The sequence below is a fragment of the Streptomyces capitiformicae genome, from assembly GCF_002214185.1.
In the GTDB taxonomy this organism is placed as follows: Bacteria; Actinomycetota; Actinomycetes; order Streptomycetales; family Streptomycetaceae; genus Streptomyces; species Streptomyces capitiformicae.
In genome coordinates this window covers 1774270-1792409 of record NZ_CP022161.1, presented here as the reverse complement: position 1 = coordinate 1792409, position 18140 = coordinate 1774270, and the positions used below count along the sequence as shown (strand labels likewise).

16 protein-coding genes are annotated in these 18140 nt (G+C 65.4%); 6 read left to right on the top strand and 10 right to left on the bottom strand.

The features are described 5' to 3' along the window. Positions 1-15 precede the first annotated feature (15 nt). On the bottom strand, positions 16-1761 hold the full coding sequence (gene polX, locus CES90_RS07980) for a DNA polymerase/3'-5' exonuclease PolX (protein WP_189780542.1): 1746 nt from the start codon (positions 1759-1761) through the stop codon (positions 16-18). A 134-nt stretch (positions 1762-1895) separates the two neighbouring features. Between polX and CES90_RS07975 the strand changes: the two genes are divergently transcribed. After that, positions 1896-2201 (top strand): hypothetical protein, encoded by a 306-nt coding sequence (locus CES90_RS07975; RefSeq protein WP_189780541.1) that lies wholly within the window; start codon positions 1896-1898, stop codon positions 2199-2201. Between the two features lie 62 nt (positions 2202-2263). Here CES90_RS07975 and CES90_RS07970 read toward each other — a convergent pair whose 3' ends face one another. Next, positions 2264-3268: a GDP-L-fucose synthase family protein gene (locus CES90_RS07970; protein ID WP_189780540.1), complete on the bottom strand. Its 1005-nt coding sequence runs from the start codon at positions 3266-3268 to the stop codon at positions 2264-2266. After that, on the bottom strand, positions 3265-4830 hold the full coding sequence (locus tag CES90_RS07965) for a polysaccharide biosynthesis tyrosine autokinase (RefSeq protein ID WP_229913543.1): 1566 nt from the start codon (positions 4828-4830) through the stop codon (positions 3265-3267). Before CES90_RS07965 ends, CES90_RS07970 begins: the two co-directional genes overlap by 4 nt. Positions 4831-4993: 163 nt before the next feature. Here CES90_RS07965 and gmd point away from each other — a divergent pair, with 163 nt between their 5' ends. Together gmd and CES90_RS07955 are read left to right on the top strand one after the other, a co-directional pair. Beyond that, on the top strand, positions 4994-6085 hold the full coding sequence (gmd, locus tag CES90_RS07960) for a GDP-mannose 4,6-dehydratase (RefSeq protein ID WP_229913542.1): 1092 nt from the start codon (positions 4994-4996) through the stop codon (positions 6083-6085). Next, positions 6082-6780 (top strand): class I SAM-dependent methyltransferase, encoded by a 699-nt coding sequence (locus tag CES90_RS07955; protein WP_208921409.1) that lies wholly within the window; start codon positions 6082-6084, stop codon positions 6778-6780. Before gmd ends, CES90_RS07955 begins: the two co-directional genes overlap by 4 nt. A gap of 231 nt (positions 6781-7011) precedes the next feature. Here CES90_RS07955 and CES90_RS07950 read toward each other — a convergent pair whose 3' ends face one another. Next, complete coding sequence (locus tag CES90_RS07950; protein WP_189780538.1) at positions 7012-7686, bottom strand: transposase family protein; 675 nt, start codon at positions 7684-7686, stop codon at positions 7012-7014. A 222-nt stretch (positions 7687-7908) separates the two neighbouring features. Then, complete coding sequence (locus CES90_RS07945) at positions 7909-9174, bottom strand: O-antigen ligase family protein (protein WP_189780537.1); 1266 nt, start codon at positions 9172-9174, stop codon at positions 7909-7911. Between the two features lie 413 nt (positions 9175-9587). Here CES90_RS07945 and CES90_RS07940 point away from each other — a divergent pair, with 413 nt between their 5' ends. From CES90_RS07940 to CES90_RS07930, 3 genes are read left to right on the top strand one after another with little or no spacing between them, the layout of a single operon-like run. Next, positions 9588-10415: a class I SAM-dependent methyltransferase gene (locus tag CES90_RS07940; RefSeq protein ID WP_189780711.1), complete on the top strand. Its 828-nt coding sequence runs from the start codon at positions 9588-9590 to the stop codon at positions 10413-10415. Further along, entirely contained in the window at positions 10397-11665 is a 1269-nt protein-coding gene (locus tag CES90_RS07935) for a glycosyltransferase family 4 protein (protein ID WP_189780536.1), read from the top strand. The genes CES90_RS07940 and CES90_RS07935 overlap by 19 nt, the downstream gene beginning before the upstream one ends. A 22-nt stretch (positions 11666-11687) precedes the next feature. Then, positions 11688-12395: an O-methyltransferase gene (locus CES90_RS07930; protein WP_189780535.1), complete on the top strand. Its 708-nt coding sequence runs from the start codon at positions 11688-11690 to the stop codon at positions 12393-12395. 49 nt (positions 12396-12444) lie between these two features. Here CES90_RS07930 and CES90_RS07925 read toward each other — a convergent pair whose 3' ends face one another. The 5 genes from CES90_RS07925 to CES90_RS07905 form a co-directional block, all read right to left on the bottom strand. Beyond that, positions 12445-13536, bottom strand: coding sequence for a polysaccharide pyruvyl transferase family protein (locus tag CES90_RS07925; RefSeq protein ID WP_189780534.1), 1092 nt, complete (start codon positions 13534-13536; stop codon positions 12445-12447). Between the two features lie 62 nt (positions 13537-13598). Continuing rightward, on the bottom strand, positions 13599-14957 hold the full coding sequence (locus CES90_RS07920) for an oligosaccharide flippase family protein (protein ID WP_189780533.1): 1359 nt from the start codon (positions 14955-14957) through the stop codon (positions 13599-13601). Between the two features lie 161 nt (positions 14958-15118). Then, the gene (locus CES90_RS07915) at positions 15119-16105 is read right to left on the bottom strand and encodes a glycosyltransferase family A protein (protein ID WP_229913541.1); all 987 of its coding nucleotides are present in this window, start codon (positions 16103-16105) and stop codon (positions 15119-15121) included. Continuing rightward, positions 16074-16973 (bottom strand): WecB/TagA/CpsF family glycosyltransferase, encoded by a 900-nt coding sequence (locus CES90_RS07910; RefSeq protein WP_189780531.1) that lies wholly within the window; start codon positions 16971-16973, stop codon positions 16074-16076. Before CES90_RS07910 ends, CES90_RS07915 begins: the two co-directional genes overlap by 32 nt. Then, entirely contained in the window at positions 16970-17971 is a 1002-nt protein-coding gene (locus CES90_RS07905) for a UDP-glucuronic acid decarboxylase family protein (RefSeq protein ID WP_189780530.1), read from the bottom strand. Before CES90_RS07905 ends, CES90_RS07910 begins: the two co-directional genes overlap by 4 nt. Positions 17972-18140 lie beyond the last annotated feature (169 nt).

Genomic DNA, 18140 nt, shown 5'->3' with positions numbered 1-18140 from the left:
GCCCGCACCCCGCGCTCAGCGACCCCGCCCCTTGCGCAGGAAGCGCCGTAGGCGGGTCTCCGGCCAGGTGTTGATCACGTCGTCCTTGGTGAGCCAGCCGCGCTGCGCCGTGCCCACGCCGTAGCGCATGTCGGCCAGGTGGAGGGTGGAGTGTGCGTCGCTGTCGACGGCGAACTTCACCCCGTGCCGCCGGGCCCGCAGGATGTCCTCGTCGCGCAGGTCCAGCCGGTCGGGGTGGGCGTTGACCTCCAGCGCGGTGCCGGTGCGGGCGCACGCGGCGAAGATCTCGTCGAGGTCGGCGTCGATGGGCGGCCGCTTGCCGATGATGCGGGTGGTGGGATGGCCGATGATGTTGACGTACGGGTTCTCGCAGGCCCGCACGATCCGCCGGGTCAGCGCCCCACGGGTCTGGTTGAAGTGCGAGTGCACCGAGGCCACGCACAGGTCGAAGCCGTCCAGGAACTCCTCGGGCCAGTCGACGTCGCCGTCCGGGTCGATGTTCAGCTCCACACCGTGCAGCAACCGCATGCCGCGCCGCTTGCCCCGTTTGCCGTACGTGCCGTCGAGTTCCCGTACCCGCTCGCGCTGGGCCAGTATCCGTTCCTTGGTCATCTGCTGCATGTACAGGTTGGGCCCGTGGTCGGTGATCGCGTAGTAGGCGTAGCCGCGCTCGGCTGCCGCCTCCGCCATCTCCTCCAGCGGCGCGAGCCCGTCGGTCAGATCGGTGTGCGTGTGCAGATCGCCCTTGAGGTCCGTCTCCTCGACCAGATCGGGCAGCTCGCCGTGCAGCCCGGCCTCGATCTCCCCGCGGTCCTCGCGCAGCATCGGCGGGATCCACGGCAGGCCGAGCCGGGCGTACACGTCCTGCTCCGTCCTGGAGACGATCTTCTTCCCGGTCTCGGCGTCGAACAGCCCGTACTCGGAGAGCTTGAGCTTCTGGTGCACGGCGAGCTCGCGGGTGCGGATGTTGTGGGCCTTGGATCCGGTGAAGTACTGCAGCGCCGCTCCCCACGAGGCCTGCGGTACGACACGCAGGTCGACCGCGAGGCCCTTGGTCGTGCGGATCGACGTCTTCTTCTCGCCGTGCGCGACGACCTCCGAGACGTACGGCAGCTCGGTGAACGCCTGCATCAGCGCGGACGAACTCCCGGCAGCGGCGAGCACGTCGATGTCGCCGACCGTCTCGCGGAGGCGGCGCAGCGACCCGGCGTATGTGCACCGGCGGCAGCCGGTCACCCGGGACAGCTCGGCGACGATGTCCTCGGCGAGGTCCATGGCGGCATCGAGCAGGACGCGGTTCCCGGAGGACTGCAGCAGTTCGATGCCGTGGAGGATGTTCTCCTCCGTCTTGGGGCCGAAGCCCTTCAGGTCGCGCAGCCGCTCCGCGTGGATGGCGTCGGTGAGCTCCTCGACCGAGGAGATGCCCAGCTCCTCGTACACGACGCAGGCCTTCTTCGGACCGAGCGTGGGGATGGCCGTCAGCCGCCGGACGCCGGCCGGGATCTTCGCGCGCAGCTCGTCGACAGCGGACACACTGCCGGTGCGGAAGTACTCGGCGACCTTCTCCGCGATCGACTTGCCGACGTTGGGGATCTCCTGCAGACCCTTGACGTCGAGGGCGGACACGTCGGCGTGGTAGCCGCTGATCGAGCGGGCGGCCTTCTCGTAGACACGCGCCTTGTACGCGTCTCCACCAGTGATCGAGATCAGGTCCGCGTACTCCTGGAACAGCGCCGCGACCTCGTCATTGGGCCGAGCCATGCGTCCCGAGTAGGCAGGAACGCCCCGTTCATTCCTCCGGGCTGAGCCGTGTGGACCCGGCAGGTGACTGCCGCGCAGGCGCAATCGGTGCTGTGGACCTACGGTGGTCGAAGTGGCGAGCGAAGGAGGCCGCGATGGAGGAGCACTTCGTCTGGGTGACGACGCGCCGCATTCGGCCGGGCACCCTGGGGGACTTCGAGAAGGTGTGGCGGCCGGCCACCCACCCGCCCGGTATGCGCCGCGCCTTGGCGTACTGGTCCGAGGACGGACAGGAGATCACCGGTGTCTCGTTCTGGGACTCCAAGGAGGCGTGCGACTCCTGGCGGGCCTCCGACCCCGAGGCGCAGCGGCGTGCCGACATGGCTCCGTACGTCGTAGAGGAGCGGGAAGGCTTCTACCAGGGCCGCGAACTCGCCATCCCCAGCGGCAGCCCCGGATGAGCGGGACCTCGCAAGCCACCACGGTCAGGGCCCGCCCGCAAGCGTGCTCATCCGCGGTACGACTACGGTGAGCTTGTTCCTTCCCGGGCGCCGGAAGCTTGGTGTTCCACGTACCAGGCGTGTGCTTCAGCGATTCCCTCGCGCAGAGCGATCCGTGGGCTCCAACCCAGGGCGGTGATCCTGGAGACGTCGAGAAGCTTGCGGGGGGTGCCGTCCGGCTGGTCCGCGTCCCATTCGATGGTCCCCTGGTAGCCGACGACCTCTGCCACCAGCTCAGCGGCCTCCCGGATCGTCATGTCCGTGCCGGTACCGACATTCACCGGCCCGTCCGCGTCGTAGTGCTCCAGCAGGTGCAGGCATGCCCGAGCCAGATCGTCCACGTGCAGGAACTCCCGGCGAGGCGTCCCGGTACCCCAGTTCACCACTCGCCGTGCCCCTGAGGTTCGGGCCTCGTGGAAGCGCCGGATCAGCGACGGCAGGACATGGGAGTGCTCGGGGTGGAAGTTGTCGCCGGGACCGTACAGGTTGGTCGGCATGGCGGAGATCCAGGGGAGGCCGTGCTGCCGCCGTACCGCCTGCACCTGCAGCAGTCCGGCGATCTTGGCGATGGCGTAGGCGTCGTTGGTCGGTTCCAGCGCACCCGTCAGCAGCGCCTCCTCCCGGATGGGTTGCTCGGCGAACTTCGGATAGATGCAGCTGGAGCCCAGGAACAGCAGCCGCTCCACACCGTGTTCCAGGGCCGCGTCCAGCACGTTGACCTGGATACGCAGGTTGTCGGACAGGAACTCCGCGGGACGGGTGGCATTCGCCCTGATCCCGCCCACGCGTGCGGCGGCCAGCACCACCACATCCGGCCGGGTGGCCGCGAACCAGGCGAGGACGGCACGGCGCTCACGCAGGTCCAGTTGAGCGGAGCCGGGCCCGACCACGTCGGTGAACCCCTCCCGCTCCAGATGCCGGCACATCGCGGAGCCGACGAGTCCACGGCTTCCGGCCACGAACACGCGCGCGGAGCGGTCGAGGGGGCGGTGAACGTCCCCGTACCGTGCTGAGGCAGGGGAGCTCACCGCTGAGCGCTGCCGTCGGCGGTCATGGAGCGGGTCTCGCCGTCGACTGCCGCCGCCGGGGCCGCGGCCGTGACCTGGGCACCTGGTTCTCCGCCAGGAGTCGGCAGGACCGGGGCCCTACCGGCGGGCGGCACGTACAGGCTGCGGCGTCGCTTGGAGAAACGGCCGCCCTTCCGGCGCTGCGGCCGGTATTCGTACGCATAGCCATACGTGTTGCCCTCCTCCTTCGACGACGTCATGTTCAGGACCGTACCGAGCACGGAAGCACCGACGTGCTGCAGCGTGCGGAGGGCTGCGCCGACCTGTTCGCGGCTGGTGTGTGAAGCCCGCACCACCAGCAGATAGCCGTCCACGACGGAGGCGATCACGGACGCGTCCGCCACCGGCAGCACCGGCGCGGTGTCCACCACGACATGGTCGAACTTCTCGGCGAGGCTGCGCAGAACGGCCCTCAACTGGGAGCTGCCCAACAACTCGGCGGGGTTGGGAGGCACCGAGCCACTGGTCAGCACCGAGAAGGAGCCCACGGACTGCAGCACTTGGTGCACCTCGGCTTGGCCGATCAACACGGTCGTCAGCCCGGCGTCCCGCACCAGCCCCATGACGTGGGCAGTAGAAGGACGGCGCAGGTCGGTGTCGACCAGGCACACCGAGGCACCGGTCTCGGCCAGTGTCGCGGCCAGGTTGATCGCGACACTGGTCTTGCCCTCACGAGGCAGCGGGCTGGTCACCGCGATCACTCTCGGCGGCTGATCCACGTCCACGAACCGCAGGCTGGTGCGCAGCCGCCGGAAGCCTTCGGCGCGCGGTCCGTGCATGTCGTCGAGCAACGCCACAGGATGGCGGGTGGCCCGCGGGTCGTGCGTGACGCTGCCGAGCACCGGAGGCCCGCCGAACCCGGCCAGGAACTCGGTCAGAGCCTGAAGGGTGCGTACCGAGCGATCCATCGACTCCCTGGCCACGGCGAGACCCGCTCCGAGGACCAGCCCGGCCAACAGACCGAGCGCGACGTTCACGGCGGGGCGCGGGGAAAAGGGCACGGACGGCACAGATGCCGGCTGGGTGACGCTCAGTCGCACGGGAGACGTCTCGGCGCCGGCAGGGCGCTCGAGGTCGCGGACCACCTCGGTGAAGCGCTCGGCCACGGCGTTGCTGATCCGGGCGGCCCGCTCCGGCCAGGTGTCCGTGACGGTGAGCCGGATCAGCACCGTGTCGGGCTGCGTGCTCGCGCTGATGCGCCGGCTCAGTTGACTCGGCGTCATATCGAGCCGCAGCGTCCTCACGACGTGCCGGGTCACCATAGGGCTCGCCGCCACCTCCGCGTACGACCGAACTCGAGCCTGGGTGAAGACATTTCCCTGAGCGAGCTGGAGGGTGTCGGACCCCTCCCGCACGGACACGAAGAGCTTCGCACTGGCCCGGTACTCCGGGGTCGCCGTGTAGGTGATGAGCACACCGACCGCCGTTCCGAGCAGGGCCAGCACGGTGATGGCACGCCAACGGCGAGAGAGGACTCGTAGGTAGTCGCGCAGGTCCAAGGTGTCCGTCCCTGATCGGATCAAGTGAATGCCGTCCTCACCGTACGACACCAATGGACAAATGAGAGGTATATGCCTTAAGTCAAGCAAAGATAGCAATAGCCACTATCAAGACTTATTGATGGGTTTGGCTATCTGTACGAGGCATGTTCCGCTCATCTGCGTCACCCCGCAGCAAGGAGTGCATGTGACTGTCAAGAAGGCGCTCATCACCGGCATCACCGGCCAGGACGGCTCTTACCTCACGGAGCTGCTGCTGCGGAAGGGCTATGTGGTGCACGGAATCGTCCGTCGCGCCTCGACCTTCAACACGCAACGCATCGACCATCTCTACCGGGACCCGCACGATCCCGAGGCGCGCCTCTTCCTCCACTACGGCGATCTGACGGACGGAACCAGGATCGCGGGTCTGCTGGAACGGCTGCAGCCGGACGAGGTCTACCACCTGGCCGCCCAGTCGCACGTACGGGTGTCCTTCGACGAACCGGAATTCACGGGTGACTGCACTGCGCTCGGAACGACGCGGCTGCTGGAGGCCATCAGGACGACGGGCCTTCCCTGCCGCTTCTACCAGGCCTCCAGCTCGGAGATGTTCGGCGCCTCCCCGCCGCCTCAGCACGAGGGCACACCCTTCCACCCCCGCTCTCCCTACGGTGTCGCCAAGGTCTACGCCTACTGGGCGACCCGCAACTACCGTGAGGCGTACGGGATGTACGCGGTCAACGGCATTCTCTTCAACCACGAGTCCCCTCGCCGTGGCCCCACCTTCGTCACACGCAAGGTGGCCATGGCCGCCGCACGTATCAAGGCGGGCCTGCAGGACGTCGTCTACCTCGGCAATCTCGACGCCCGACGGGACTGGGGGTATGCGGCCGAGTACGTCGAGGCGATGTGGCTGATGCTGCAACAGGAGGAACCGGACGACTATGTGGTCGCCACCGGCGCCAGCCACAGCGTGCGCGACTTCGTTGAGCACTGCTTCGCCCATGTCGGTCTCGACTGGCAGGACCATGTGCGGTTCGACGAGCGCTATCTGAGGCCCACCGAGGTCGACGACCTGATCGGTGATGCCACGAAAGCCGAGCGGGTTCTCGGATGGCGTCCGACAGTCCGCGCCCCTGAGCTGGCCCGTCTCATGGTCGATGCCGAAATCGCGGCGCACGCACCCGCGCTTGCCGTTCCGGACAGCCCGCCCGCGCCCGCCTCAATGCCGCAGATGGCAAGGCCCCTCCACGATGTACCTGCCCCCGGCACTGCCGGAGAGAGGAACCTCGTGTGACCGCCATCGCCACACCGCAACGCAGGCAGCGGGGAAACAGCATGCTCAAGACGAAGATCGCCGACCCCTCAAGACCCGGATCCCTCGCCCACTCGGCTCGCGCCAAACGCTGGCAGGAACTGCTGCGTTGCTTTCCCGACCTAGCCGAGATGCGCGTTCTGGATCTCGGCGGGACCCCGGCTTCATGGCGCAGCGCACCTGTCCGGCCCGCGCACGTCGTGACCGTGAACCTCGATCCGCGCGCAGCCCGCCAGTCGGAACAGGGAATCACCCCGGTCGTGGCCGACGCGTGCACTCTCTCCCTGCCGGGAAATCTGTCGGCCGAACGGTTCGACCTCGTCTACTCGAATTCCGTCCTCGAACACGTGGGCGGCCACCACCGGCGGCAGCAGTTCGCCGACACCGTGCACGCCCACGGAACCCACCACTGGGTACAGACGCCCTACCGGTACTTCCCGGTGGAACCCCACTGGCTGTTCCCAGGGCTCCAGTTGCTCCCGTTCCGGGTTCGCGTCGCCGTCTCCCAGCACTGGCCGCACGGGCACATCCCCCGCTCCGGGCGCGCCCAGGCCACCCGCCATGTTCAGGAAGTCGAGCTCCTGTCGCTGACCGAAATGCGGTCCTACTTCTCCGACTCCCACATCTGGATCGAACGTCTGGCCGGACTTCCCAAATCGCTGGTCGCGAGGAAGTGACGGGCTTCCCAGCCGTTCGCCACCGCAGCTTCCGTTCGTACGCCTCGGCAATCGACGGCATCCCGCCGGACCACTTCGATCTCGTGGCGGCCGACGGACGGGCACAGCCCGCCTGTATCCGGCACTCCATCGCAAGGGGCAAGCCCGGCGGCATGCTGATCGTCGACGATTCCGATCGACCCCATTACGCCAGAGCCCTCGGCGAGTTCAAGGCCTGCTCTATGAGCTTCTTCAGCGTTGCCGCTCCAGGGTGAGGACAGCTTTGGTGATTGACGTCATGCGGTTTGGACTGCGTCGGGATCTGCGGAAGATCTGCCAGGGCTTCAGGCGTGCGACTCCGCGCTCGACTGGTGCCCTGGCCGCGGCCAGGGCCGGGTTGACGGTCTTCTCGGTGAGGGTGAGTTCCTGCAGGGGCCTGCGTTTGATGCCCGTGGTGACCCAGGGGCCGCCGCTCTGGTAGGCGAGGTCGGCCAGAACGGGGACGCCCTGGCGCTCGCAGATGCGGATGACCCGGTGGGTGCGGGCAGCGGTCAGGTCGTGAGTTCGGCCCGGCAACGCGGGTGAGAGCCACAGCAGCCGACCGCCGGGATCGGTGACCACCTGCACGTTCACTCCGTGTCGGCGGTGTTTGTGGGAGTGGTCGGCCCGTCCGTCGCCGACCCGGTCGCACTCGGCGAGCAGGTGGGTGACCGCGCTGGTGTAGGCGTGGGCGGTGGACTCGCTGATCCCGAACCCGGCAGCGATCTTCGCCAGGGTGGTGTGTTCGCGCAGGTACACCAGCGCCACCATCGCGCGCTGGGACGGGCGGAGCTTGCAGCGCCCGTCGCTCTCACGGGTGACGACGAGCATCGTCACCCACTCAACGAGTGCATGTGGCAGGTCGAGTGCGGCAGGACCGATGACCAACGAGGCCCCCGAGCAGCGTGGTTGAGACGTCAGACATCTCGATCAACAGCTCTGGGGCCTCGCTCGTTGCGCCTCGTAGGGCGTCACCTGATCGGTGGCCAGCTCGAAGAAGCTCAATTATGTCGTTGGATCCGGGCGTCGTAACCACAACCTCCGCGGCTTGCAGTGGAAAAGCCGAGACCCGGGAAATCGGGGAGTTCGAGATGCTCTCTGCGAAAAGAGTCATGAAGGCACCTTAACCAATGCCTGCCCGATGGGATTTCTCTGAATTGTTGGTCCTTCGGGGGCGTCCGGCGCATGAGCGCGGCCCAGGCTGGTTCCCACGATGACGGCAACGGGTACCGTGACGAAAATGTACACGAGCGAGTTGGAGGTGAATGCGTTGAGGCTCAACCCGATCAGGCAGAGCAATGCTGCTTGATGGATGGCGCGGTCGGCGGCCGTCGCCGCGATCCGCCAGCGACGGCGAGCTCCTCGCATGAGAAGGAAAACGGCCGACACCCAGAGAACCAGGCCGATGACGCCCAAGTCATTCCACAGCCGCAGGTAGTCGTTGTGCGGGTGCGTCAGAAGAGGAATGTTGTCGGAGATCAGCTGTTGAGCGTCGCCGATGCCGTGCCCCAGCCAAGGAGATTCCTTGATGGAATTCCATGTGATCTCCCACATCTGGGACCGGCCGCTGCTGCCGATAACGACGCCTCCGACCGCTTCGTTGTCGTTCTCCACAAAGCGATTCCGTAGCGGCTGGAACTCGGTGATGAGCCGGACGGCGGCGTACGACATCACTCCCGCGAGCGCAGCCAGCCTGATCAGTCCCCGGCGGCCGCGGCCGATGGCGGCCAGGGCGAGGAACAGCAGGGCGCACACCGCCGTCGCGGTCCGGGACAGGCTGAGCAGGCAGGCCGAAAGCAGTAGCACGGGGACCACGAACCCCCCGCGTGACCGCTTGGCGATCGGGACGGCGGCGGCCATGCCGATCCAAGCGACCTCGCCGTAGACGCGGGCAGGATAGAACCCGTGGGCACCCGGTCCGCGGACGGCCACCGTCGCCAGATAGCCGATGGCGCCGACGACTGCGGCTGCCCGGATCCACCGCAAGAGCAGCAGGGGGGAGCCGGCCGAGGTCCATGCTGCGGCCAGGGCTGTCAGGCCGACGAACGACAGGTACACCAGGGCGTTCTGCAGGCCGGCGCTGGTCTGCTTCTCGACGGTGGACACCGCGGCGAGAGCCGCGAATCCCCACAGAGCCAGGGGCAGCCGCCCCCGGAGGGGATTTACCGGCTCGAGTCGGCCGGCCCTGGACGGCGCACGGGAAAGGGCGCACGGAAGAGCGAACATCGCGGCACAGCAGATTGCGAACGTGACCGGGGCGTTCAGACCCACAAGGGCGAGATTTCCGCCCACGAACACCCAGAACGCGGCCATCCCGATCAGCAGCAGCCGTGGGCGCCGCCGTTGCGTTTGCAGGGAAACGCTCATGTCCGACATGAGTGAGACCCTATAGAAGGGATCAGTCCGGATTATTCAGGCAGGACCGGCAGGCGTGTTGCCCGTCACGCCGAAACCGGCTGCCCTAAGGATCCAACCGCCTGGTGGCGCGTAACAAGTTCGCGGCCCACATCTACTCGACAGTCGATGCCGGACGGGTAGAGAAGTACGCGAAGCCCTTGGTGGAGACGGTTCGGTTGGTTGAAAATCCATCTATCAGGGGCTTCATCTGCCTGTCGGCCCAACCACCCTTCTCCTGCCGTACGTTGGAAAACGCTCAGTATCTATTTCCGATGTAGTTTCCCTGTGGCGCAGCCGAACGCGTGAATTGCCACCCGACACGGCATTCAAAGCGAGTAGGTTGTCCCCTCGTATGCGAGTCTTCGTCTGTGAAAATTGAGGTAAAGCCCTCGATGAGGGAACTCCAAGAACGTGGGCACGATGTCGGGCACGATTACGCAAAGGGCTCCCCACACATTCGGCACCATAAAGTGCGCGAACGTGTGGTATCCCATTTGCACTCCTTGGTCGGTGACGTCATCGAACGAAAAGGAGAGTGCCGAGTATTGGAACTCGGAGCCGGACACGGCACCTTCACCGACCACTTGGTGGCGGCAGGGGCCGAGGTCGAGGTGACCGAGATGAGTGGGCCGAGCGTCCGGATGCTCCAGCATCGTTTCAGGCACACGACCAAGGTCACGGTGGTCCACGACCGCGATGGGGAAGCAGCGTGCAGCGGAGGGCCCCTCGACGCGGTCGTCTGCATTTCCGTCCTGCATCACATTCCGGACTATATGCACACGGTGCAGCGACTCATCGAACGCATCGTCCCCGGGGGCGCCTTTCTGAGCTTTCAGGATCCGCTCTGGTACCCGCGTCGGTCAAAGACTTCCATGAGGCTGGATCGCACGGCCTACATGCTGTGGAGAGTGGGGCAGGGGCAATTGCGGCGGGGCTTGGCCACACGAATCCGTCGGCTGCGCGGTGTCTATGACGAGACGAACGAAGCAGACATGGTCGAATACCATGTCGTGCGCAATGGGGTGGACGAGGAGGCGCTGCGAGAACTACTGGACTCCTCCTTCGAGAAGGTAGAATTGCATCGTTACTGGTCCACACAGTCCAGCTCTCTGCAATCCGTCGGTGAACTCGTCTTCCCTCCGACGACGTTCGGGCTCATTGCCAATAACCGACGGCCGCTCTCCTCCAGCGTTGGTGCGACGTGCCAGACGTCCGATTGACTGGTGAACCGACGCAGCGCGCGGCCTTTCGCGTGGCGTTTGTCCACAGTTTCTACTCGTCCGAGCAGCCCAGTGGAGAGAACACCGCAGTGCTCGATCAAGTGGCGGCATTGCGCGCTGCTGGGCATGAGGTGCATATGGTCGCCGCACACACCGACACTCTGCAAGCAGAATTCGGATACACCATGCGATCCGGCCTTCGCGTGGCCACCGGGCGCGGCCGGTCGCCATTGGCCGAACTCAGGAGGTTCGCACCCGACATCGTCCATGTACACAACCTGTTCCCGAACTTCGGAACCGACTGGCTGGAGCGCTGGCCAGGCCCGCTCGTCGCCACGCTCCACAACTATCGGCCCGCCTGCGCCGCCGGGACACTGTTTCGTGATGGGAAGGTGTGCGCAAAATGCCCTGAGGGAGACAGATGGGCCGCGCTGCGGCACGCCTGCTATCGCGGATCCCGCAGGGCCACGCTCCCACTCGCCTGGGCGACCAGAGGAGGAGCGGCGGCGCATCCTCTGCTTCGTCGAGCAGACAAGTTGATCGTACTTTCCGAATACAGCCGGGAGTTTTACCGTCGATTTTCGAACAGCGGGGGAAGGCTGGAACTTGTTCCCAACTTCTTCGACGCTGTGCAAGTAAATTCTTCCGAGAGGTCAATTGCGGGGGAGTCGGAAGTGGGAAGCCCGTGGGTGTTCGCGGGCCGTCTGAGTGAGGAGAAGGGTATTCTTCCCCTTCTCCGGAGTTGGCCACAGAACGAGTCGCTGGACGTAATTGGTTCAGGGCCGCTGGAGTCGGCCTGCAGAGCGGCTGCGCCCAAGAAGGTGAAATTCCTCGGCGGACTGCCGCGTGCTCAGCTCCTCGGCAGGCTTCCTCACTACACGGGCCTCATCTTTCCCAGCGCCTGTCCTGAAAACGCGCCTGTCATCTGTCGGGAGGCCGTGGCCGCCGGTCTACCTGTTCTCGCGCTGTCAGGATCATCGGCCGCGCAAGATGTCCTTCGTCACGGCACCGGCGCTGTTTACAGCGGAACCGACGAACTTTCCCAGGCCCTTGACGCTGCCCGAGAAACTTTCCCCGTGCTGCGCGAGCACTGCTTCCACGTGCATGCCAGTCATTTCTCCGCGCCCTCGTGGGTGATGAGAGTGGAGAAGGTATACGCACGGGCTGTGGAGGAAGCCGTAGCACGGCAGCGTGGGTCCGTTCCAGGGCGGCATGAAGGACACGCGGAGAGCATCCCCCCCGCTGACTGATCCCTCGCCGTACGATGCGGCCATGTACCTGACTGATCGAGTTCTCGGTCGAATGAATGTGGCCCGATTGGAGTGGGCGGAACGGGCGGGCTGGCTGGCCAATCAGTACCCGTTCCTTGCGGCCAGAATGCCCATCGCTCCCCAGGAGAACCTAATTGAGGAGCTAAGCGCCGAAACTGACGAGCTGGGAGAGTTTGACGCCTGGAAGGTTTACGGGAACGTCAAACGGAAGCCGAACCAAGTTCGATCGTCTCGTATCCTAGGGCGCTTCTACGCGGATATGGTACGTCGGTTGCGGCCCATGAACGTGGTCGAGTTCGGAACAGCCTTCGGAGTCTCTGGAATGTACTTCACTGCCGCTCTGCGCCAACTCGGCGCCGGACGGTTGTGGACGTTCGAACCGAATGTTTCGTGGGCGAGACTGGCAGAGAAGAACCTGGCAGCAGTCGGCGGTGACTTCGTACTCACCGTGGGAACATTTGAGGATAATGTCGACTGCATCGCCGGCCCCGTCGATCTGGCTCTTATCGACGCAGTACACACCAGCGAATGGGTGGAGTCGCAATTCGGCCTGGTCGTCGAAAGATGTCGGCCGGGTGCCGTGGTCCTTGTCGATGACATCGACTTCTCCGACGATATGCGTCGGTGCTGGAAGAAGCTGGCACGTGACCCTCGTGGCAGGGGAAGCGTGGCAGTTGCAGGTCACCTCGGTGTCATCGAGATCGCCTGATTCGTGGCTTCCGCAAGCCCAGAAGGCGAATAAGCGCCGGTGCTGCCGATCAGCTCTGCAGCACAGCGGGTGTCGCATGCCGCGACAGCGCAATCAACTCTTGGCTGCTGATGTGCCCCTCCTGCCATTGGCGCAGCAGGTCGACAGCGTGCAGGAGATCCTGTTGGAGGGCATGGACTCTCTGTGCGACAACAGCGGCCCGCTCCGGGCGTGTGGCCCGCTGAATCTCCTCAAGGATCTGCCCACTGGTTGCTCCCACGTGAAGAACGGGCGCTTCTCCGGTGATGCTCATCCAGAAGTCATCGCATTTGCTGGCATACGCGAGGGGAACAGTGGCGACGCCGCACGCTACGCCGGCGACTGCCCCGTGCAGTCGCTCCGAAAGCAGCAACGAACACTCTGCGATGGATTCCATGATCGTCTGCACGTCACCCTCGAAAGCTACCAATGTTCCGTCGAGCCGGGAGGCGAGTTCGCGGGCCACGTCACTGTCTTCCCGAGAGAGTTGCAGGACACGCACGGCATGGTCCGGATGATGGGCGAGGTGGGCGCTGACGGCATCGGCGACAGCACCGATGTCGAACCGGCTTGTTGGGCTGGCTCCCAAGCAGACCCCGACCACAGGGCGAGCGGGTTGCGGGCGCTGCCTGCGGACACACAGCGGGTAGAGGAGGGCCGGGTCTCCGATCACGCTGGTGGTCCTCCAGTGATGTGCGCACTCCTTCTGGGTCAGTGGACCGCGGACCCCGAAGAGTGCCACGTGGGGCAGGTTGCGCCATGCCCGCCAGTCGGAGCTCTGCAGGTTCAGAGCGAAGGTGTCGTGTGATGCCGCGGCACCCGCGCCGGCGACCACCAGTGCCTGGGCGGAGTAGTAGGCAAGGGCCAGCCGTGTGTGCTTGGCCCAGTTCTGAAAGCCGATCGTGGTACCGCCTCCGAGCAGTACGATCCGTTCCGTATCGATCCGGCGCAGGCTGTGCAGAAGGAACTGAGAGGCTGTGACCATATGGGCCCGCCTCGTCAAGGGAGCCGCGACCTCAAGCGGGTTGCCGAGCGCTGACTTCCACGTTTCGTGGAGGAGATCGTCGCCAAAGTTGTTGAATCCATGCCACCCGAGGTAGATGACCTGGCGTCGTTTGGGCATCTCGTCGCCTCTCCGGTAACCAACTCTGCTGGTCGTGCGGTCTTCGCCTTCTGGCCTTCATGTCAGGACTTGACGGCCGGTACCGCGTTCCCGTTCGTCTGCGCGCATGTGTGATGGGTGGACAGTCGCCGGGACGCGTAGATCATGCTGGGGATGAGAACGACACATGTCTGCGTGGCTACGGTCGCCCAGAGTGGGCCGCAGATACCCATGCGTGTTACGGACCAGATTGACAGTGCGATGTTCAGTAATGCCATGACCGCGCCGAGGATGTACTGCGCACGAAGCACACCCAAGCCCTTCAGGAGCACGCTGACCGCGCTGCTGGTGCACATGACGATGACGTGACACGCCAGCGCGGCGAGCATCTCTACCGACGGAACAACGGCGTCGTTGCCCATCCAGAGACGCAGCAAGGGGCGGGCACCGACGAAGAGGAGGCACGCCATCAATGTGGCGGCAGCAGCCGTGAACGCCACCGATCGTGTGTACGCGCTGCGCACCCAGCGGTAGTCACCCCGGGTCCATGCCTCACGATAAGTGGCCCACAAGGGCGTGAGGAACATGGCGGCGAAGGCAGGCACCAGAACGAAGATTTTGAATGGCAGCACGTACTCCGGGATGTGAGAGACCCCAAGGTAGTGGCCGATGATGAACGCATCGCTCTGGAAGACGACGACGCTGACAAGCGTAAGGAAGAAGAGTTGAGCTCCTTCCTTCCCGAGTCGGCCTGCAGTGCGTCGGTCGATGGCGCACAGCCGAGGGCGCAGTTCGGGGATGGAGCGACGGAGCAGCAGTGTCGTCGCGATATCCGCGACCAGCCATGCTGCGAGATAGATGATGAGGAACCATCGGATATCTGAAGTGATGGCCCCTACGCCCCAGACTCCGAGACCCTGCAGTGCTACAGCCAGCACGGTGAAGAGTGCCAGCACATGGGCGCGACGGAGCGCGTAGTACACGCGACGGGCAATTACCAGAGGGAGGCTCAGTGCGATGGCGGCAGCCACAGCGAACAGCAGCTCGCGGACGAGCGGGTGAGGCACCTCATTTCCCACCCCGAGCACGGTATTCCAGTCGATGGTCGAGGTGAGGACGGCGGAGACTGCGAGAACGATGAGCGCGGCACTGCTCAGCAGGAAGAACGCCGTGCTCACCACCCGTTGCATCTCCCCGAGATCGCCTCTGCCGCGGGCTTCCGAAACTTGTGTCATGACAGCGGGCCCAAGACCGAAGTCCAGGGCCCCCAACATCGCCAGGGCGGTGGTGAGGGTGAGCCACAACCCGAACTCTGCCACGCCGAGGTTCTGAGCCATGACGCGAACGATGAGCAGACTGGCGATCAGGGAGACCCCCTGCGCAGCCATCGTGGCGGTGCCGCTCGTGAGGATTCCGCGCCAGCGGCCGTCCGCCTCGGACACGAGGCGCTGCGGGGCGCTCCGTTCCCTTGTGCCCCGGCGTACAGGATGCGGAACTGGCGATCCTTGTACCGGTTCGGTGCCTGCCAATCGACCCGGTGATGTCGATTCGTGTGACGCACACCGAGCTTCCGACGCGTCGTCGGGACGGCCCTTGAGGATTCTCACACCGGTGTGCCCCTGACGATGTCGACAAGGCCGGCGCCGTTCGCGATCGCCTGGCGCATATAGCGTCGGGACCGGAAGACTCCCGCCATGATCAACAACATCAGTGTGTCGCCGGCAACTGCGTAAAGCACTGCGAATCGGTTCACCGAGCCGATGTTGAGGACGGCGAGTCTCCACCAGGAACGGATCGCGCGACGTCTGGCTACCAGATCGTCCTCACGGTTGACGGGGGACTCTCGGTGGTCGATGACGGCTTGAGGAGTCCACATGAGAGGGGCGCGTTCCGCCACGCGAGCCGAGAAGTCCACATCCTCGCCCATTCCGTTGCCGGCTCGGGTCTCGTCGAAGCGCAATCCGGCAATGGCGCCGGCGCGGTAGGACATCGAGCATCCGGAGAGCCAGTCGACTCGCCGCGGCTGATGGCCGGTGCGACAGAGCACGTTCATTCCGGACCGGAGAAGGGCACCCTGTCTCTTGCTGTCGAGCAGGAAGGCTCGGCGATACAACTTCACGAGTCCCTTGGCTCGTTGCTTCGGGGGGTTTGCGACTCGCCCGCCCACTCCGCCGTATTCTGGATGGCTTTGGAAGGCAGCCAGCATGTCGCGCAGATAGTGCGGATCCAGGATCACATCATCGTCGGTGAAGTGAACGATCTCGGTCGAAGGGTCGAGAAGGTCAAGCGCCACGTTGAGCTGGATGGTCTTTCGTGGTGCCGCTCGCACGAACTTCACTTCGAGTCCAGGCGTTTGCTCCGCGAACCTCTCGGTCACCTTCTGTGACGTATCGGCATCGCTGCTGTCGACCACAAGCACGCGTTGAGGGAGGACTGTCTGGGAAGCAAGGGATTCCAGACATGTCTCCAGTTCATTCGCTCTGTTTCTCGTGCAGATGATCAGTTCATGGCGCACGTGGATCCCGGTCCCATCTCTGGCGTGCAGAACGTCGAATGCGTCAAATCGAACTTCGCCTTGCCTGACGCCCATGGAGGGCCGGGCCTCTCGGGGCGTCTTGAACCGCCTGCCGTACGACACCGTTGACGAAGCGTGCGTTGCCGAACAAATAGCGGCGCCACAGACGTCGCGGCTCGCTGCCCAGCCGGAACAGCCATTCCAGCCCGTTGTGCTGTATCCAGGGCGGTGCCTGCCGCTTGGTGCCGGCGATGAAGTCGAAGGCGGCGCCCACGGCCACGGCCACCACGGGAAGTGCGGCACGCAGGTCGGCGGCCCAGCGATCCTGCTTGGGGGTACCGAGTCCGACCCAGACGATGTCCGCTGCGACGGAACGGATGTCCTCCACCTGTTGCCGGAGTTCCTGGGCGGTCAACGGCCGGAAGGGCGGTGAACAGGTGCCGACGATCCGCGCCCCCGGAAAACGCCGTCGTAGTTCCCGGTGCAGCGCGTCCAGTACCTGGGGCGTGGAGCCGAGGAGGTAGTGCCTCAGTTCGGTGTGCTGGCTCAGGGCGAAGACGTCCAGCACGAGGTCGGGGCCGTAGACGCGTGTGCTCGGCAGGGTGGCACCCCGGTGGAGCAGTTGGTTGGCCCATACGACCGGCTGTCCGTCGGGGAGGTTGAGAGAGGCCGAGCGCAGAATGCCGTGCAGCTCGGGGTCCCGGTCCGCGAGGGCGAGCGTGTACGCGTTGGACAGGTGGACGTCACTGCCGAGCGGGGTGCCGAGGGCGTCGGGGCCGCCGGTGTCCCCATGGCGTGCCGCGCGGATCCGATGGGCGAGGTGCACGATGTGACGGGCCGCGCTCTCGCGGGTGTGCGCGGTGATGGGCACCCCCAGGCACTCGACCACGGGCGTGGTCGACGTCAGCCCTGTCGTCCGTGAGCTTGGTGGAGCGGCGGTCATGAGGAAGCGGCTTCAGTGCTCAGCGGGAACGTGGCGGGCGCGTTGTCGTGCCTGGCGAACTCGGTGAAAGCCAGGCGGCGTCGGAAGTCGGTGATGGTGTCGCACAGGCCGCGCTCCACCGGAGTCGTGGGCTCCCATCCCAGGAGGTCGTGGGCCATCGTGATGTCCGGGCGCCGCTTTTCCGGATCGTCCTCAGGTCGGGGGATCAGCGTGATCTCCGAGGAAGAAACGGTGAGTTTGCTGATCCACTGGGCCAACTCGAGCATGGAGACCTCGTGTGGGTTGCCCAGGTTGACCGGTCCGCCATGGCTGCTGGCGAGCATCCGCATCAACCCGTCGACCACATCGTCGACGTAGCACAGGGACCGGGTCTGACTGCCGTCTCCGGTGACGGTGATCGGCTCTCCGCACAGCGCCTGGCGAATGAAGGTGGGGATGGCCCGCCCGTCGTCCGGGCGCATCCGCGGGCCGAAGGTGTTGAAGATGCGCACGATCTTGGCGTCGACACCGCGGCTCCTGCGGTACGCCATGGTCAGTGCCTCGCCGAAGCGTTTCGCTTCGTCGTACACCGAGCGCGGACCGACGGGGTTGACATGGCCCCAGTAGCTCTCTGGTTGAGGGTGGATCAGGGGGTCGCCGTACGACTCGGAGGTGGAGGTCAGCAGGAAGCGGGCGTGCTTCGCGGCGGCCAGGTCCAGGGCGTGCCAGGTTCCGGCCGAGCCCACACGGAGCGTTTCCAGGGGCAGTTTCAGGTAGTCCGCGGGTGAGGCGGGTGAGGCCAGGTGGAGGACGGCGTCCACCGGCCCTGCCACGTCCAGGCCCTGGGTGATGTCCCAGTGGCTGAACTGGAAGTGTCGCTCGCCCATGAGGTGTTCGATGTTGTCAACGCTGGATGTCAGAAAGCTGTCCACGCAGACCACGTCATGGCCCGCGTGGAGCAGCCGCTCGCACAGGTGGGAACCGATGAACCCAGCCCCACCCGTCACTACCGCACGCATGCAGGTCCTCTCGGCAGGCCCCGCCCAGGCTGGTGGACGGGGCAAGTCGCGGTGTCATTTCCGAAACTCAGGTGGATGTCGTGTTTTTATACATTGGTCGTTTTTGGATCAAATGAGACGTCAGGTGCAGAGAAATACCTCGCGATTGAGCACCTTTCACCCGTTTGTC